Source organism: Saccharopolyspora antimicrobica, from assembly GCF_003635025.1.
Lineage (GTDB): Bacteria > Actinomycetota > Actinomycetes > Mycobacteriales > Pseudonocardiaceae > Saccharopolyspora > Saccharopolyspora antimicrobica.
The window spans coordinates 967,734-982,710 of record NZ_RBXX01000002.1 but is presented as its reverse complement, the minus strand read 5'-3'; the positions used below and the strand labels follow the sequence as shown (position 1 = coordinate 982,710).

Here is a 14,977-nt window from a genome sequence, read left to right as displayed (position 1 = left end):
ATTGCTCGTTCTCGGCGCCCGGCGTGCCTATGCGGAGGCGCTCGGCGTCTCCGGGGTGATCCGAAGGTGCGGGCGAGCGATTCTGCGCGTCGAAGTCCTCGTGGTCGCCGCGCACGGCCCGGTCGTGCTGGTCGGCCGCAGTCTCGGCTCCAACGCGGTGCCGGGCGAGCTCGCCGATCACCTGGTCGAGCTCGCCCGGGCCTGACCGGAGCCGCGCTCCGGCGATCGCTACTCGATCTCGGCGATCAGGGCGTCGCGCTCCGCCTCGGGGAGGAACGAGGCCCGGAAGGAGTCGGCGGCGAACTGGCGCAGCACCGAGTCGTCGAGCTTCAGCGCTTCCTGCAGCGCGGTGAAGTTCTCGCCGACGTAGCCGCCGAAGTAGGACGGGTCGTCGGAGTTGATCGTCACCAGCACGCCGGCGTCCAGCAGTCGCGGCAGCGGGTGCCGGGAGAGCTCCGGCACGCAGCGCAGGCGGACGTTCGACAGCGGGCACACCGTGAGCGGAGTGCGGTCACCGGCGAGGCGCTTGAGCAGCGCGCCGTCCTCCACCGACCGGATGCCGTGGTCGACGCGCTCCACGCCGAGCACGTCGATGGCCTGCCAGACGTACTCCGGCGGCCCTTCCTCACCGGCGTGCGCGACCACGTGCAGGCCTGCGTCGCGGGCCCGGGTGAAGACCGGCTCGAACAGCTGCGGCGGGTGGCCCACCTCGGCGGAGTCCAGGCCGATGCCGTCGATGTGCTCCAGGTGCGGCTGCAGCGTCTCCCAGGTCGACAGCGCTTCCTGCGGCCCGAGGTCGCGCAGGAAGCACGCGATCAGCCGGGTGGAGATGCCGAAGCGCTCCCGGCTGGTCCGCAGCGACTCGGTCAGCCCGGTCATCACCTCCGCCAGCGGGACGCCGCGGGAGACGTGCGCCTGCGGGTCGAAGAAGATCTCCGCGTGGCGGACGCCCTGCTCGCGGGCCTTGGCCAGGTAGGCGTCGGTGAGGTCGGTGAAGTCCTGCGCGGTGCGCAGCACGGCCATCGACAGGTAGTAGAGGTCGAGGAAGGACTGCAGGTCGTCGAAGACGTACCGGCGGCGCAGGTCGTCCACGGTCGCGAAGGGCAGCTCCACGCCGTTGCGCCGGGCGAGGCTGAACACCAGCTCCGGTTCGATGGTCCCTTCGATGTGCAGGTGCAGCTCGGCCTTGGGCAGCGTCAAGCCCAACGACATCTGGCGGTCCTCCAAGAGCTCGTTCGGTCGGGTTACCGGCCGTCAACGGTAACGACCGGTCATGCCGGGCGAACGGCGCGGGCCTGCACCTGCGCGCCGGCCCGGCCCGGCGGCTGCCAGGCCCATACCTGCACGTCGGTGAACCCGGCCGCGCGCACGTCCGAGTCGAGCCCGGCGCGTCCACCGGGCAGCCACCGGGCGTGGGTGGACAGCAGCAGAGCGCCACCGGGCCGCAGCACTCGGCGCAGCTCGGCGAGCGCCGCGATCCGGTCCGGCCACAGCTGCACGTTGTTGACGCTCAGCGCCACGTCGAACGCCGCGTCCGGCTGGCCGGTCGACTCGGCGTCACCGTCCTGCAGCGCCACGTTGGCCAAACCGGTGCAGCGGTGCGCGGCGGCTTGGCGCATCTGCTCGGAAGGCTCGACGCCCACCACCCGAGCCGCCTGCCCGGCGGCCGCCCGCAGTCCCACACCCGGGCCCGGCCCGATGACCAGCACCCGCTCGGAGCCGGAGAGCCGGGCCAGCCGGACGACCTGCTGCTCGGTCGCCGCGTTGTGGTGGGCCATCAGCCAGCCGCCCACGGTGCCCAGCAAACCGCGCGGGTGACCGAACGCACGGTCCAGGGCGAACTCCGGAAAACCACTCATACGACCAGCTCAGCACCGTGCGAGCGGCGGTGGCATCGGGGATGACCCGGAGTTGGACATCGGGCACTTGGCGTGTCGTGGGACCATGGGGTGAACCCCCGCACCCAGCCGACATCCGCGAGGAACACTGAGTGAGCAGTTTCGCCGATACCACGTTCACGCCCCCGGAGCGGATCCGGAACTTCTGCATCATCGCGCACATCGACCACGGCAAGTCGACGCTGGCCGACCGCATGCTGCAGCTGACCGGTGTGCTGGAGGAACGCGCGTACCGGGCCCAGTACCTCGACCGGATGGACATCGAGCGGGAGCGCGGCATCACGATCAAGGCGCAGAACGTGCGCCTGCCGTGGACCTCCGAAGGTGTCGACCACGTGCTGCACATGATCGACACCCCCGGTCACGTCGACTTCACCTACGAGGTCAGCCGGTCGCTGGCCGCGTGCGAGGGCGCGATCCTGCTGGTCGACGCCGCGCAGGGCATCGAGGCGCAGACGCTCGCCAACCTGTACCTGGCGATGGAGCACGAGCTGCAGATCATCCCGGTGCTCAACAAGATCGACCTGCCCGCCGCGGAGCCGGACAAGTACGCCGCCGAGCTGGCGCACATCATCGGCTGCGAGCCGGAGGACGTGCTGCGCGTGTCGGCCAAGACCGGTGAGGGCGTCGACGCGGTGCTCGACGAGGTCGTGCGGCAGATCCCGGCGCCGCAGGGCGATTCCGACGCCCCGCCGCGCGCCATGATCTTCGACTCGGTCTACGACACCTACCGCGGTGTGGTCACCTACATCCGGGTGGTGGACGGCAAGATCACGCCGCGGCAGCGGATCCGGATGATGTCCACCGACGCCACCCACGAGCTGCTGGAAGTCGGCATCATCTCGCCCGAGCCCAAGCCCTCGGCGGGCCTCGGCGTCGGCGAGGTCGGCTACCTGATCACCGGTGTGAAGGACGTCCGCCAGTCCAAGGTCGGCGACACGATCACCTCCGAGCGCAAGGGCGCCGAGGAAGCCCTGAGCGGCTACCGCGAGCCCAAGCCGATGGTGTACTCCGGGCTCTACCCGGTGGACGGCACCGACTACCCGCTGCTGCGCGAGGCGCTGGACAAGCTGCAGCTCAACGACGCCGCGCTGACCTACGAGCCGGAGACCTCCGGTGCGCTGGGCTTCGGGTTCCGCTGCGGGTTCCTCGGGCTGCTGCACCTGGAGATCACCCGCGACCGGCTGGAGCGCGAGTTCAAGCTGAACCTGATCTCCACCGCGCCGAACGTGGTCTACGAGGTGGGCATGGAGGACGGCACCGAGCTGGTCGTCACCAACCCGTCGGACTGGCCCGAGGGCAAGATCAAGGACGTCTTCGAGCCGGTCGCGAAGTGCACCATCATCGCGCCGTCGGAGTTCGTCGGCACGATCATGGAGCTGTGCCAGAGCCGCCGCGGTCAGCTGTCCGGCATGGACTACCTGTCGGAGACCCGCGTCGAGCTGCGCTACACGCTGCCGCTGGCGGAGATCGTCTTCGACTTCTTCGACCAGCTCAAGTCCCGCACCCGCGGCTACGCCTCGATGGACTACGAGGAGTCGGGGATGCAGTCGTCGAACCTGGTCAAGGTCGACATCCTGCTGCAGGGCGAGCCGGTGGACGCCTTCAGCGCGATCGTGCACCGCGACGCGGCCTACGGCTACGGCACGAAGATGGCCACCAAGCTGCGCGAGCTGATCCCGCGCCAGCAGTTCGAGGTGCCGATCCAGGCGGCGATCGGTTCGCGGATCATCGCCCGCGAGACGATCCGCGCGATCCGCAAGGACGTGCTCGCCAAGTGCTACGGCGGTGACATCAGCCGGAAGCGCAAGCTGCTGGAGAAGCAGAAGGAGGGCAAGAAGCGGATGAAGACCATCGGTCGCGTCGAGGTCCCGCAGGAGGCCTTCGTCGCCGCGCTGTCCACCGACGAGTCCAAGGACGACAAGGCCAAGGGCAAGAAGTAGCTCGATCTCCCACAGGTGCCTTCCTTCCCACCCGGGGAGGAAGGCACTTGGCGTTCTGGCGGGATTTTCGCGCCTTCGAAAGACGTTCCGCCGCAACGGCTCGTGGTCGCCGATCGTGCGAGGAGACCACGCTGATCGAGTGAGGCCCCGGGGCAGAAGGGTGCGTGCACGGGCGCACGGTGACACTGCGAACCAGACTTCGAAGCGCACACCTCAACCCTGGAATGGAGACTGAGCAATGCGCTTGCGTTCGTTCGTGCTCGCGATGCTGACGGCAACGGGACTCGGCCTGCTGGGCGGTGGCCCGGCCTTCGCCGACGGCGTCCACGATGCCATCGATGGCACTGTCGCCACGGCTGACAAGGTCATCGACCCGGTTCGGAAGCTGGAAGTCACCGTGCTCGGTTGACGGCGCTGATCAGCAGCGAGGCCCCGCATCGCAGGTGCGGGGCCTCCGCTGTTCAGCTGCTGGACTCCAGGAGGGCGAGGCGGCTCGCGGTCCGGTCGGTGTCGCGGCCGCAGGCCAGGGTGCTCGCGATGTCCTGCTGGGCCACCACGTGCAGGGTCGCGTCCTTTTCGGACAGCACGTCCACGAGGTTGGCGAAGCGCTGCTGGGCCTGCGCATCGCGGTGGGTCAACCGCGGGACACCGGTGATCACCCAGGTGCGGAACCGCGCGGCGAGCACGAGGTAGTCCTTCGTCGAGGTGGCGGTTGCGCAGAGCTCGTCGAAGTCGAACCACACCAGGCCGTCGCGCACGGCCGAAGCGCGCAGGTGCCGTCCGTCGACGTCGAGCAGCGTTCGTTCGGCTGTGGTGGGGATGCGGAGTTCCTCGGGCGGCGACGTCGACCAGGTTCCGCTCGCGAAGCCCTGATTCCCGCGCCCGCCGGCTCGTCGGTAGTCCGGGCCGCCTCCGAGCTCGACCACGGTGAGATTCCCCTCCACGAGTTCGATCGCGGGGCGGAACAGGTGGTGGAACAGCGGGTTGGGCAGCAGATCGGCGGGGCGGTAGTTCGACGTGGTCACGAGCGTGACGCGGCGTGCGAGCAGGGCGCGCAGCAGCTTGGTGACCAGCGCGGCATCACCGGGATCGTGCACGTGGAACTCGTCGAAGCACAGCAGTCGCGCGCTGCCGACGAGTTCGGCGATCGCGCTGTCCACGGCGTTCGTCCGGTTCGAGGCTCGGATGCGCGCGATGGTCCGGTGGAGCTGGTCGAAGAAGTCGTGGAAGTGCACTCGCAGCTTGGCCTGGACGGGCGCTTCGGCGAAGAACGTGTTCACCAGGAAGCTCTTGCCGCGCCCGACCGGGCCGTGCAGGTACAGGCCGCGCGGTCGGCGGAAGCGCTTCTGCGGGGCGGCACCCAGTCCGGCGAGTTCGTCGGCCACCAGTTGCTGCGCGGTGTCGAGTTCGAAGCCTTCGCGAGCGGCGGCCACGTCGAAGCGTTCGCGCAGATCAGCTCGTTTGCGCATCGCCTCTCCTCTACGTTCATAGAGCCTCTATGGATGTAGAGTAGCGGTGCTGACGAGGAGGTCGAGGCATGTGTGAGCAGGACCGCCGGACGCGGATCGCCGATGCCGCGATCGAGCTGGTCGCCGAGCAGGGCGTCCGGGCGCTGACGCACTTGGCCGTGGACGCGAGGTTGGAGCTGCCGCGCGGTTCCACGTCGTACTACATGCGCACCCGCCGAGCACTGCTGGAAGCGGCGGTGGCGCGCTTGGCGGTCCGAGCACGAGCCGACTTCGACGCCTTCGGAGGTTCGGCACCGCCGCCGGATGTTCGTGCTGCGGCCGATCGGATCGCGGCCCACCTGGATCGCATGCTGGGGGAGCGGCGCAGCGACACCATCGCGAGATATGCGCTGGTAGCCGAGGTCACCGCGACCGCAGAGCTGCATGAACCGCTGGCGCGGGCGGCGTTTTCCCGTCAGCTGGCGGTCGCATTGATGACCGCCCTGCAAGCGCCGGCCCCGGAGGCGGCAGGTGCCGATCTGGTCAGCCTGTGCGAGGGATTGGTGTTCGACCGGATCATCGGCAGTCGCTCACTGGACGCGCCCGAGTCCGGGAGCGCGGCCAGCCTCGCGCAACTTTCCCGCGCGGTCGAGGCATTCCTGCGCGGCGTGCTCGCGTGAACGTCATGATCGGTGATGTGTCCGGACGCGGAGGTAGGTTGAGCCGGTGCGCGTCAAACCACCTGCTCCGCATTCGTCGTTCCGCGAAGCCTGCACGGCGTTGTTGGACAAGGGTGACTGGTACGGCCTCTACCGGACCGCGATGCAATGGCGGGTCGCCGGCGGTGGCATGTGGACTCCCGACGCGTGGTTGATGGACATCTGCTCGGCACTGCTGCACAAGCAGCCCAAGACCGCTGTCCACTGCTGCGACATGGCGCTCACGACGTGGATCGACCGACCGCTGGACCGCCGTGTCCTGCAGTACGTCCGCGGTGTGCTGGTATGCGATCACGTAGGCGATCCGATCCGCGCCCTCGACGACTTGGCCGCCGCGACGGACGGCCCCGAATGGCTGGCCGAGCTCGCGGCCGGAGACCTTAAGCACGGGCAGGAGCTCGCGGCGCGTTCGCGCGTTCGCGCACCGCGCGTTGGGCCGAGCCCGGACTTCACCGGTGAGCACCGGTCCGAGGCCGCGCCGCCCGAGCAACCGGTGCCCGCCGACGGTGCGATCCCACCGCTGTGGAACATCGCGCTGCCGCACATCCGGTCAACGGCCTGAGCCCTTCAGTCCCAGACGACGGAGATGACCCGGTTTCCGGCCGGGATTTCGGGTTCGTCGCCGGTGTCCTCGGTCGCGTAGCCGTCGATGACGCCGTCCGCTTGCAGGGACTCGGTGTCGAGGAGTTCCGCGACTTCGCCGGCTTCCTTGTCCGTGCAGATCGCGATGGCTTCGGCGACGATCCCGTCGAGGGCGTGGGTGTCGCCGTGCAGCTGTACCCGCACCCAGGACACGCCGGGCTCCTCCGCCAGCTCGCGGAGCCGCCGTTCGATCTCGCTCAGCGCCGGGCGTCCGTACCCCCACTGGTTCGGCGCCAGGGATTCCTCGTCGGTGTTGCCGGCGAAGAACTCGTCGATGGTGAGCAGCGGGAGGGTCTCGTCATCGGCTTCCGCGCGGGCGAGGACATCGGCGTGCGAGATCACAACCGGCATAGTAGGCAGAACGGGCGACGACCGCCGCTCGCGCAGATGCCCTCCCAGCGCGGGATTCCCGAGCCAGGAGGGCATCCGGTCGAAGCGCTACCCGCGGCCGCTGGTCAGGACGCGGACGATCCGGTCGAGAGCTTCGGCCAGCACGTCCGGCGCGGTCGCGAAGTTCAGCCGTGCGAAGCCCGCTCCGGACGCGCCGTAGTGCGCACCCTCACCGAGCACGACGCCCGCCGTCTTGCGCAGGAACTCCGCAGGCGCGTGCTCGTCCCACGTTCGCAGGTCCAGCCACGCCAGGCAGGTCGCGTTGGGTGGCTGCACGATCTCGCCGAGCCCGCCGTCCGCCAGGGTGTCGACCACCTGATTCCTGCGGCCGCCCAGATCGGCGAGCACCGCCTCCAGCCACGGCTGCCCATGCTCGAAGGCCGCGGTGGTCGCGATTCATCCCCAACGGGCTCACCCCGCTGGTCTCCAGGTGCACTAGCCCGTCCCACACCTCGGCGTCAGCGGGATTGGTCAGCGCCACCACCGCGTGTGCGCAGGCCCGGGAAGTTCCACGCCTTGGTCGCGCTCGTCACGTGCCCTGCGTGCGGGTGATGTGCTCACGGCGAGCTCCCGCTCGCTGATGTTCAGCCCGCAGATCAGCTGTGGATCCAGGTTGCCACGGACCGCGTGCGGTTACGGCTGGTTCCTGGGACCGCTGGCTGGCCGCGAGGCGCGCTACCACAGCGGAGACAACGCTGGTTTCAAGTGCTTGAACGCGTGGCTGCCGGACATCGATCTGCGTTTCGCGGCCCTGAGCAACCAAGAACACGTGGGCATGGGCGACCTGGAGGAACTGCTCGGAGCAGTTGCGACCGGCGACTTCTGACGCCCTCGGGCGGCCAGGAAGCCGAGCCCTACCGGTATCCGGATGCGTTCGCTGTGTGCTCACAGCGCAGGATCGGCGGAACGTGCGGTGGAACCGCAGAACGCCTGACACTGGCGGTGCTGGCTGCCCTCCAGCATCACCGTGAACACCACCTCTTCGGCGTGCAGCAGGCCCGGTCATCCCGCTGAAGTCGACGGCCGGGCCGCCCGGCCGGGCCTAGCGCGTCGGTCCACATTGGTCAGCTCTGGTGGGCCTCCACGAACGCGTAGACGTCGGCCTCGTCGACGCCGGGGAAGGTGTCCGCGGGGAGCGCGGCGAGCACGTGCGAGTGCGCCCGCGCCGACGGCCACACCATGCCCTCCCAGCGGCTGGCCAGCTCCGCGGGTGGACGCTGGCAGCACTCGCCGTTCGGGCACTTGGACTTGGAGTGGTTGTTGGTGTCGCGCCCGCGGAACCAGCGCGACTCGGCGTAGGGCACGCCGAGCGTGATCGCGAAGTCGCGGCCGCGGCTCGGGTCGACGTGCGCGACGCACCAGTGGGTCGCGCCCGGCTTGTCGGTGTACTGGTAGTAGGTCGAGTAGCGGTCCTGGGAGGCGAACACCTGGCGGCCGGACCAGTACCGGCACATCCGCTGCCCCTCGATCGCGCCGGTCGCGTCGCTCGGGAAGACCAGGCCGTCATTCTCGTAGGCCTTGTAGATGATGCCGGTCTCGTCGTTGCGCACGAAGTGGCAGACCAGGTCCAGGTACTGGGTGGCCAGGTTGGTGAAGCGGTGCGCGGCCATCTCGTAGGACACCGAGAAGACGTCCCGCATGTCCTCCACCGCGAGGTCGCGCTCGGCCTTGGCGTCCTGCAGGAAGGGCACCGCGGTCTGCTCGGGCACCAGCACGGCCGCGGCGAAGTAGTTCGCCTCGACGCGCTGCCGCAGGAAGTCCGCGAAGTCGCGGGGCTGGCTGTGGCCGAGGGTGAGGTGGCCGAGCGTCTGCAGCAGGATGGTCCGTGGGCTGTGCATGCCCAGCGATTCGCGGCGCAGGAAGATCCGGCGGTTCTTCAGGTCGGTGACCGAGCGGACCGAGCGCGGCAGGTCGGTGACGAACCGCAGCCCGAAGCCGAGGTGGGTGGCGATCGCCTGGATCTGCCCCTCCGACAGCGGTCCGCCGTGGTAGCCGACCTTGTCCAGGATGCCCGCGGCCGCCTTCTCGATCTCCGGGAAGTAGTTGCCGTGCTCGCGCATCATCCGGCGCAGCTCGGCGTTCGCCTTGCGGGCCTCCTCCGGGGTGGCGACCTGCTTGGTCTCCCGGCGCCTGAGCTCCTCGTAGAGCGCTAGCACGTGCTCCAGCGCCTCGGTGGGCACGCGCTTGCCGACCTTCAGCGGCGGCACGCCCAGCCGCTGGTAGATCGGGTCGAGCTGCGCCTTCTCCACGGCGATCTCCAGCTCGGCGCGCCGGTTCGGCGGCTTCTTGGACAGCAGTTCGTCGACGGAGGTGCCCAGCGCATCGGCCAGCCCGCGCAGCAGCGACAGCTTCGGCTCCCGGTGGCCGTTCTCCAGCAGCGACAGCTGCGACGGCGCGCGCCCGACCCGTTCACCCAGCTCGACGAGGGTGAGTCCGGCGGCGCGGCGCAAGTGCCGCAGGCGCTGACCGAACACCAGAAGGTCGTGTTCCGTCGAAAAATTGCGGTCTTCTTCGCTGGCGAACTCCGTCATGGCGTTGATGCTAACAGAAAAATCTCGAAAATTACCGCGAAAATCTGGTCGTGTTTGGCGGGGCCGGGCGCAAAACTGGGTTGCAACAGGCCGCAGGAGAGCCCGGAAGGGGAACAAGATGAGCATCCGCGAGCAGGCGAAGCAGGCCGCTGAGGAGCTGCAGCGCGACTGGGACACCAACCCGCGGTGGAAGGGCATCGAGCGCACCCACTCCGCCGAGACCGTGATCCGCCTCCGCGGCTCGCTGCGCGAGGAGCACACCCTCGCCCGGCAGGGTGCCGAGCGGCTGTGGAAGCTGTTGCACGAGACCGACTACGTCAACTCGCTGGGTGCGCTGACCGGCAACCAGGCGGTCCAGCAGGTCCGCGCCGGTCTGCAGGCCATCTACCTGTCCGGCTGGCAGGTCGCCGCGGACGCCAACCTGGCCGGTGAGACCTACCCGGACCAGAGCCTCTACCCGGCGAACTCGGTCCCCTCGGTGGTCCGCCGGATCAACAACGCGCTCAAGCGCGCCGACCAGATCAACTGGTCCGAGGCGCTGGACCCGGAGACGCCGGGCGGCGAGCGCGAGGACATCCACTGGCTGGCGCCGATCGTCGCCGACGCCGAGGCCGGCTTCGGTGGCGTCCTCAACGCCTACGAGCTGATGAAGGGCATGATCACCGCTGGTGCTGCGGGCGTGCACTGGGAGGACCAGCTGGCCTCCGAGAAGAAGTGCGGCCACCTGGGCGGCAAGGTGCTCATCCCCACCAGCCAGCACGTCAAGACGCTCAACGCGGCGCGGCTGGCCGCGGACGTCGCCGGCGTGCCCAGCCTGGTCATCGCCCGCACCGACGCGCAGGCCGCGACGCTGCTGACCAGCGACGTCGACGAGCGCGACCAGCAGTACACCACCGGTGAGCGCACTCCGGAGGGCTTCTACAAGGTGCGCAACGGCATCGAGCCGTGCATCACCCGCGCGCTGGCCTACGCGCCGCACTCGGACCTGATCTGGATGGAGACCTCCACCCCGGACCTGGAGGTGGCGCGCAAGTTCGCCGAGGCGGTCAAGGCGAAGTTCCCGGACCAGATGCTGGCCTACAACTGCTCGCCGTCGTTCAACTGGAAGAAGAACCTGGACGACGCGACGATCGCCAAGTTCCAGCGGGAGCTGGGCCACATGGGCTACAAGTTCCAGTTCATCACGCTGGCCGGCTTCCACTCGCTGAACTACGGCATGTACGACCTGGCCAAGGGCTACGCGGCGGACGGCATGACCTCCTACGTGGAGCTGCAGGAGCGCGAGTTCGCCGCCGAGGCCGACGGCTACACCGCGACCCGCCACCAGCGCGAGGCGGGCACCGGCTACTTCGACCTGATCAGCACCGCGGTCAGCCCGGACTCCTCGACCACGGCGCTGGCCGGTTCGACCGAGACCGCGCAGTTCCACTGACCGGTTGAGACCGTGGTCGGCCCGCGGCCGGCCACCCGAGACGCACCAGCGGCCCTGTGGCGGGGTGTCGGAAATATCGCGATGGTGCGAGTGGGCGGGAACCCAGGCGTCGGGTTCCCGCTCACTTCTCTTTTGCGGTAGGGGTTTTCAACCCGTTCAGGTGATCATCGGTGTCAGCTGTATCTGTGCGGCACCTTCGCTCCTCTTTATATGCGGGACCTCGAAAACCGGGGCCGCACGAGTGGAGGGAGCACGCGATGTCGATCGATCTTGGTGGCCGTCGGTTCACGGTCCAGGACCTGGAGGCGTTTCCGGAGGACGGGCGCCGGTACGAGCTGGTCGACGGTGAGCTGCTGGTGGGCGCGGCAGCCGGGTGGCCGCACCAGGAGGCGCTGGGTGCCCTGTTCGTCCGCCTGCATAGGGCGAGTCCGCCCGAATACCGGGTGCTCGCCGCGCCGTTCGCGGTGCGGCAGGACCTCTACACCGAGCTGCGTCCGGACCTCGTGGTCGCGCGCTACGCCGATCTGACGTTGAAGAACCTGCAGGCCGCGCCGGTGCTGGCGGTCGAGGTCGCATCGCCGAGCAGCAGGCTGAACGACATCAGCCTGCGGAAGGCCGCCCACGCCAGGTTGGGCAGCCAGCACTTCTGGCTCGTCGACCCGGACCTGGAGGTGCCGTCGGTGACGGCGTGGGAGCTGGTCGGCGGCAGCGACTACCAGCGGGTGGCGCGGGTGGTCGGCGAGGAGCTGTTCGAGCCGGAACGACCATTCCCGGTCCGGTTCGCCCCCGCCGACCTGGTGGCCGGGCTGCGGCCCTGACGCGACCGGGTCAGCGCCGGGCCGGGCGCCACATCCCGTACGCGGTCAGGCCGCCGGCGATCGGGAACTCGTGGATCACCCGGAAGCCGAACCGCTCGAAGTGGGCGACTCCGGCGTGCGCGGTGGTTTCCAGGTACACGGGCGTGCCGCGGGCGTCGGCGCGGGCGAGCCCGGACTCCAGCAGTGCGCGGGCGATTCCGCCGCCGCGCGCCTGCGGCGCGGTCGCGAGGGCGAACAGGTGCCAGTGCGGCTCGTCCGGGCGGTGGCTGTCGGTCGCGTTGAACGTCTGGATCGCCCGTGCGGTGTCCCGGAGGTGCCACCGGAAGACGGAGAGCAGTGCGGGGAGGTGGGCGAGGCGGCGGCCGAGCGCGGGTGCCTCGCCGCCGGGCCGCTCCCACACCGCTGCGCCCTGCGGCCGGCCGCAGGCCACCGCGATCTCGGTGCTGTGCTCGTGGTCGAGCAGGAGGGAAAACAGCTTGCGCAGCCGGGATTCCCGGTGCGTCCGATCGGGCAGCAGAGAAGCCATGCGGGGCTCGTCGCGGTAAGCGGTGCCGAGCAGCTCCACGAGGCTCGCGGTGTCTTCACCGCCGGCGGAGCGGAGCAGGAGGTCGTCGCGCGTGGTGGTCTGCATGGTTGTTGCCCTTCGGATCAGCGCCTCAATTCCGTTATGCCGAACAGGGAGGAGGAATGCCGTTGAAAGAGTGCCGGATCACCCGTTGGCGTCCGTTCCGGTTCGCCTGCGCCGCGGAACCGCGTCGGACCGGGCTCGATGAGCGGGTCTTCCGCTCGCCGCGCCCGGCGCATGTGGGCATCGGTTGCGGGCGCGGATGGGCCGCGACGTAGGTTCTGGGTATGGGGATCGTCCAGTCGGTGAATGTCGCGGTGGTGCGGACCGGGGAGTGGACCGGGCGCGTCGGGCGCAGCGGTATCGACAAGCAGCCGGTGGATCGTCCGGTCCTGTTCGAGCCGACCGGGGTGTGCGGGGACACGGTGTGCGACCGCAAGCACCACGGTGCGTGGTACCAGGCCGCCTACGCCTTCGACCGGGAGGAACTCGCGCACTGGTCCCGGGTGCTGGGGCGGGAGCTGGTGCCGGGCAACGCGGGGGAGAACCTCACGCTGACCGGCGTCGACAGCAGCTCGGCGGTGATCGGTGAGCGGTGGCGGATCGGCGGGGCGGTGCTCCGGGTGACCGGACCGCGCACCCCGTGCCGGGTCTTCGCCGGGTTCTGGGACGCCCAGTCGCTGGTCAAGGAGTTCACCGAGCACGGCAGGACCGGGGCCTACCTCGCGGTGGAGGAGGCGGGTGAGATCACCGCCGGGGACACCGTCGAGGTGCTCTCGCGCCCGCAGCACGGCGTGCGGGTGGCCGAGGTGTTCGCGGTGTCGATGAACCGCGGCGCGGAGCTGGTCGACCACGTCGCGCGTGGCCTGGACGATCTCCCGGAGGGCTGGCGCGAGTCGCTCGCCGCCAAGGTGGCTAGGGCGCGGAGCGGCACTCGATGATCGCGTAGCCGTTGTCCAGCGGGGTGAAGTCCTCGACGGACAGCCCGGCCGCGGCCGCGACCTGCTGGGTGCGGTCGAGGTCGCGCATCCGGCCGCCGACGTAGACCATCATGCGCAGGTCCATCTCGGTGAACGTGGCCATCCGGTCGGTGTCGGGCAGCAGTTCGACGATCAGCACCCGGCCGCCGGGTTCCATCGCCTGGCCGCAGTGCCGCAGGATCTGGGCGGCGTCCTCGTCGTCCCAGTCGCCCAGGACATCGCAGATGATCACCGCGTCGGCGCGGGTGGGCAGTGGTTCGAAGAAGCTCGCCGCCACCACCTCGGCTCGTTCCAGGACGTCCTGCTCCCGCAGGTAGGCGGTGGCGTGGTGGGCGGGCCCGGGCAGATCGACCAGGACACCGCGCAGCTGCGGGTACCGGCGGAGGAGCTCGGCGAGCAGCACGCCCTTGCCGCCGCCGACGTCGGCGACCCGCGCGTAACGGGTCCAGTCGTGCGCGTCGGCGACCAGCGGAGCGATCCCGTGGGTCTTGTTCTCCATCAAGGTGTCGAAGGAGTCCGACAGCTGCGGGTTGTGCGCCAGGTCCTCCCAGAAGGACCGTCCGAACGCTGCCGCGTACGCGGGGTGGTGCCCGCGCACCTGCTCGATGAGTTCGACGAACGCGAGATCGGCGCGGCCGACCGCACCGTCGAGGTCGAGCCAGGAGCGCGGCCCGTCGACCAGATCGCTGCGCAGCGCGTTGGAGGCGTCGTTGGGGCCGAAGACGTCGGGCTCCGGTTCGGTGAACATGCCGTGGTGCACCAGGAAACGCAGCACCCGGCCCAGCGGATCGGCCACGGCGTGGCACCGGCGCGCGATCTCGGCGAGCGGTAGCGGACCGTCCTTGACCACGTCGGGCACGCGCAGGGTGGCCGCGGTCCGAACCGCGAACGGCGTGGCCAGGTCGGCCATCGCCCAGATGTCCGGTGATTCGGAGGACATGCGTTGCAGGGTAAGCCCGCGACCGCCGATCAGCGCGCTGCGCCGTGGTTGTGCTTTGTGGACTCCGGCGCTCGGCGGCTCGTGCCAGGAGCCCAGCAGTCCCGGCGGGGAATCGGGCCGCGCAGCCGGCCCGCGCGTCGAGTCCGTTGTGGACGAGCCTGCGCGGACCAGCTGGTCGGCCTCGGATCAGAGCCCGGGAACGGCTTCGCTGATCGCGCGCGGAGCGCCGGGGCTGCCCGCGGTCACGTCCCAGGTCCAGAACTCGACGACGTTGTGGTCCGGATCGGCCACGTACGCCGAGCGCGCGTTGCCCGGGCCGAACTCGACCTCGTCCACCTGCACACCGAGGCCGCGAATCCGCTCGACCACCGCGTCGTACTCCTGGTCGTCCACGGACAGCGCGTAGTGCACGTGCACGCCGCCGCGGGCGCGCGCGATGCCGAGGGCCGGCTTCCACAGGCCTATCCGGGTTCCTCCGGCCAGCACCCAGACCGCCTCCCGGTGCCGCCAGTGCTCGCCTTCCCAGCGCTCGATGACGGGAAAGCCGAGCACCTCGGTGTAGAAGCGCTCGGCGGCGGCCAGGTCCGCCACCTCCAGGACCAGCTCGTTCACACCTGACGTCATCGTTGTTCTCCTATATAGGAATTTACCTATGCGCAATGTATAGGAAG

18 protein-coding genes are annotated in these 14,977 nt (G+C 69.7%); 9 read left to right on the top strand and 9 right to left on the bottom strand.

Annotated features, from left to right (window positions below; translation table 11 throughout):
• Position 1: 1 nt before the first annotated feature.
• Positions 2–205 (top strand): hypothetical protein, encoded by a 204-nt coding sequence (locus ATL45_RS38290; protein ID WP_143121630.1) that lies wholly within the window; start codon positions 2–4, stop codon positions 203–205.
• Positions 206–228: 23 nt separating this feature from the next.
• On the opposite strand, the gene ATL45_RS05270 is transcribed toward ATL45_RS38290, so the two are convergent.
• Complete coding sequence (locus ATL45_RS05270; RefSeq protein ID WP_177241969.1) at positions 229–1,212, bottom strand: adenosine deaminase; 984 nt, start codon at positions 1,210–1,212, stop codon at positions 229–231.
• Between the two features lie 59 nt (positions 1,213–1,271).
• Positions 1,272–1,859, bottom strand: coding sequence for a class I SAM-dependent methyltransferase (locus ATL45_RS05265; RefSeq protein ID WP_093152243.1), 588 nt, complete (start codon positions 1,857–1,859; stop codon positions 1,272–1,274).
• A gap of 131 nt (positions 1,860–1,990) precedes the next feature.
• Here ATL45_RS05265 and lepA point away from each other — a divergent pair, with 131 nt between their 5' ends.
• On the top strand, positions 1,991–3,841 hold the full coding sequence (gene lepA / locus ATL45_RS05260; protein ID WP_093152240.1) for a translation elongation factor 4: 1,851 nt from the start codon (positions 1,991–1,993) through the stop codon (positions 3,839–3,841).
• 238 nt (positions 3,842–4,079) lie between these two features.
• Positions 4,080–4,250, top strand: coding sequence for a hypothetical protein (locus ATL45_RS38730; RefSeq protein ID WP_170210165.1), 171 nt, complete (start codon positions 4,080–4,082; stop codon positions 4,248–4,250).
• Positions 4,251–4,302: 52 nt separating this feature from the next.
• On the opposite strand, the gene zapE is transcribed toward ATL45_RS38730, so the two are convergent.
• Positions 4,303–5,310, bottom strand: coding sequence for a cell division protein ZapE (gene zapE, locus ATL45_RS05255; protein ID WP_093152237.1), 1,008 nt, complete (start codon positions 5,308–5,310; stop codon positions 4,303–4,305).
• 68 nt (positions 5,311–5,378) lie between these two features.
• On the opposite strand from zapE, the gene ATL45_RS05250 reads away from it, so the two are divergent.
• Both ATL45_RS05250 and ATL45_RS05245 read left to right on the top strand, forming a co-directional pair.
• Positions 5,379–5,969 carry a TetR/AcrR family transcriptional regulator gene (locus tag ATL45_RS05250; RefSeq protein ID WP_093152235.1) on the top strand — a complete coding sequence of 197 codons (591 nt, stop codon included), beginning with the start codon at positions 5,379–5,381 and terminating at the stop codon, positions 5,967–5,969.
• 46 nt (positions 5,970–6,015) lie between these two features.
• Positions 6,016–6,570, top strand: coding sequence for a hypothetical protein (locus tag ATL45_RS05245; RefSeq protein ID WP_143121629.1), 555 nt, complete (start codon positions 6,016–6,018; stop codon positions 6,568–6,570).
• 5 nt (positions 6,571–6,575) lie between these two features.
• Here ATL45_RS05245 and ATL45_RS05240 read toward each other — a convergent pair whose 3' ends face one another.
• Complete coding sequence (locus tag ATL45_RS05240; RefSeq protein WP_121505295.1) at positions 6,576–6,992, bottom strand: YfbO family protein; 417 nt, start codon at positions 6,990–6,992, stop codon at positions 6,576–6,578.
• A gap of 96 nt (positions 6,993–7,088) precedes the next feature.
• Positions 7,089–7,355 carry a hypothetical protein gene (locus ATL45_RS05235; protein WP_143121628.1) on the bottom strand — a complete coding sequence of 89 codons (267 nt, stop codon included), beginning with the start codon at positions 7,353–7,355 and terminating at the stop codon, positions 7,089–7,091.
• Positions 7,356–7,620: 265 nt separating this feature from the next.
• On the opposite strand from ATL45_RS05235, the gene ATL45_RS05230 reads away from it, so the two are divergent.
• The gene (locus ATL45_RS05230) at positions 7,621–7,866 is read left to right on the top strand and encodes a serine hydrolase domain-containing protein (protein ID WP_143121627.1); all 246 of its coding nucleotides are present in this window, start codon (positions 7,621–7,623) and stop codon (positions 7,864–7,866) included.
• 238 nt (positions 7,867–8,104) lie between these two features.
• Here ATL45_RS05230 and ATL45_RS05225 read toward each other — a convergent pair whose 3' ends face one another.
• Positions 8,105–9,571, bottom strand: coding sequence for an XRE family transcriptional regulator (locus ATL45_RS05225; RefSeq protein WP_093152223.1), 1,467 nt, complete (start codon positions 9,569–9,571; stop codon positions 8,105–8,107).
• A gap of 118 nt (positions 9,572–9,689) precedes the next feature.
• Here ATL45_RS05225 and aceA point away from each other — a divergent pair, with 118 nt between their 5' ends.
• On the top strand, positions 9,690–11,003 hold the full coding sequence (gene aceA / locus ATL45_RS05220; RefSeq protein WP_093152221.1) for an isocitrate lyase: 1,314 nt from the start codon (positions 9,690–9,692) through the stop codon (positions 11,001–11,003).
• A gap of 257 nt (positions 11,004–11,260) precedes the next feature.
• Positions 11,261–11,821 carry a Uma2 family endonuclease gene (locus tag ATL45_RS05215; protein WP_093152218.1) on the top strand — a complete coding sequence of 187 codons (561 nt, stop codon included), beginning with the start codon at positions 11,261–11,263 and terminating at the stop codon, positions 11,819–11,821.
• Positions 11,822–11,831: 10 nt separating this feature from the next.
• Here ATL45_RS05215 and ATL45_RS05210 read toward each other — a convergent pair whose 3' ends face one another.
• Complete coding sequence (locus ATL45_RS05210; protein ID WP_093152215.1) at positions 11,832–12,452, bottom strand: GNAT family N-acetyltransferase; 621 nt, start codon at positions 12,450–12,452, stop codon at positions 11,832–11,834.
• A gap of 221 nt (positions 12,453–12,673) precedes the next feature.
• On the opposite strand from ATL45_RS05210, the gene ATL45_RS05205 reads away from it, so the two are divergent.
• A complete protein-coding gene (locus ATL45_RS05205; protein ID WP_093152212.1) occupies positions 12,674–13,327 on the top strand; it encodes an MOSC domain-containing protein in 654 nt (217 codons plus the stop codon).
• Here the strand turns inward: ATL45_RS05205 and ATL45_RS05200 are convergent.
• Both ATL45_RS05200 and ATL45_RS05195 read right to left on the bottom strand, forming a co-directional pair.
• On the bottom strand, positions 13,302–14,306 hold the full coding sequence (locus ATL45_RS05200) for a methyltransferase (protein WP_246025177.1): 1,005 nt from the start codon (positions 14,304–14,306) through the stop codon (positions 13,302–13,304). The genes ATL45_RS05205 and ATL45_RS05200 overlap by 26 nt on opposite strands.
• A gap of 186 nt (positions 14,307–14,492) precedes the next feature.
• A complete protein-coding gene (locus tag ATL45_RS05195) occupies positions 14,493–14,930 on the bottom strand; it encodes a VOC family protein (RefSeq protein WP_093152209.1) in 438 nt (145 codons plus the stop codon).
• Positions 14,931–14,977 lie beyond the last annotated feature (47 nt).

Bases quoted from the DNA above. Each gene is read 5' to 3' on its own strand.
- ATL45_RS05230 (WP_143121627.1), top strand. From the start codon at position 7,621: ATGTTCAGCCCGCAGATCAGCTGTGGATCCAGGTTGCCACGGACCGCG.
- ATL45_RS05205 (WP_093152212.1), top strand. From the start codon at position 12,674: ATGGGGATCGTCCAGTCGGTGAATGTCGCGGTGGTGCGGACCGGGGAG.
- ATL45_RS38730 (WP_170210165.1), top strand. From the start codon at position 4,080: ATGCGCTTGCGTTCGTTCGTGCTCGCGATGCTGACGGCAACGGGACTC.
- ATL45_RS05200 (WP_246025177.1), bottom strand. From the start codon at position 14,306: ATGTCCTCCGAATCACCGGACATCTGGGCGATGGCCGACCTGGCCACG.
- ATL45_RS05250 (WP_093152235.1), top strand. From the start codon at position 5,379: ATGTGTGAGCAGGACCGCCGGACGCGGATCGCCGATGCCGCGATCGAG.
- ATL45_RS05210 (WP_093152215.1), bottom strand. From the start codon at position 12,452: ATGCAGACCACCACGCGCGACGACCTCCTGCTCCGCTCCGCCGGCGGT.
- aceA (WP_093152221.1), top strand. From the start codon at position 9,690: ATGAGCATCCGCGAGCAGGCGAAGCAGGCCGCTGAGGAGCTGCAGCGC.
- ATL45_RS05225 (WP_093152223.1), bottom strand. From the start codon at position 9,571: ATGACGGAGTTCGCCAGCGAAGAAGACCGCAATTTTTCGACGGAACAC.
- ATL45_RS05265 (WP_093152243.1), bottom strand. From the start codon at position 1,859: ATGAGTGGTTTTCCGGAGTTCGCCCTGGACCGTGCGTTCGGTCACCCG.
- ATL45_RS05195 (WP_093152209.1), bottom strand. From the start codon at position 14,930: ATGACGTCAGGTGTGAACGAGCTGGTCCTGGAGGTGGCGGACCTGGCC.
- ATL45_RS05270 (WP_177241969.1), bottom strand. From the start codon at position 1,212: ATGTCGTTGGGCTTGACGCTGCCCAAGGCCGAGCTGCACCTGCACATC.
- ATL45_RS05215 (WP_093152218.1), top strand. From the start codon at position 11,261: ATGTCGATCGATCTTGGTGGCCGTCGGTTCACGGTCCAGGACCTGGAG.
- zapE (WP_093152237.1), bottom strand. From the start codon at position 5,310: ATGCGCAAACGAGCTGATCTGCGCGAACGCTTCGACGTGGCCGCCGCT.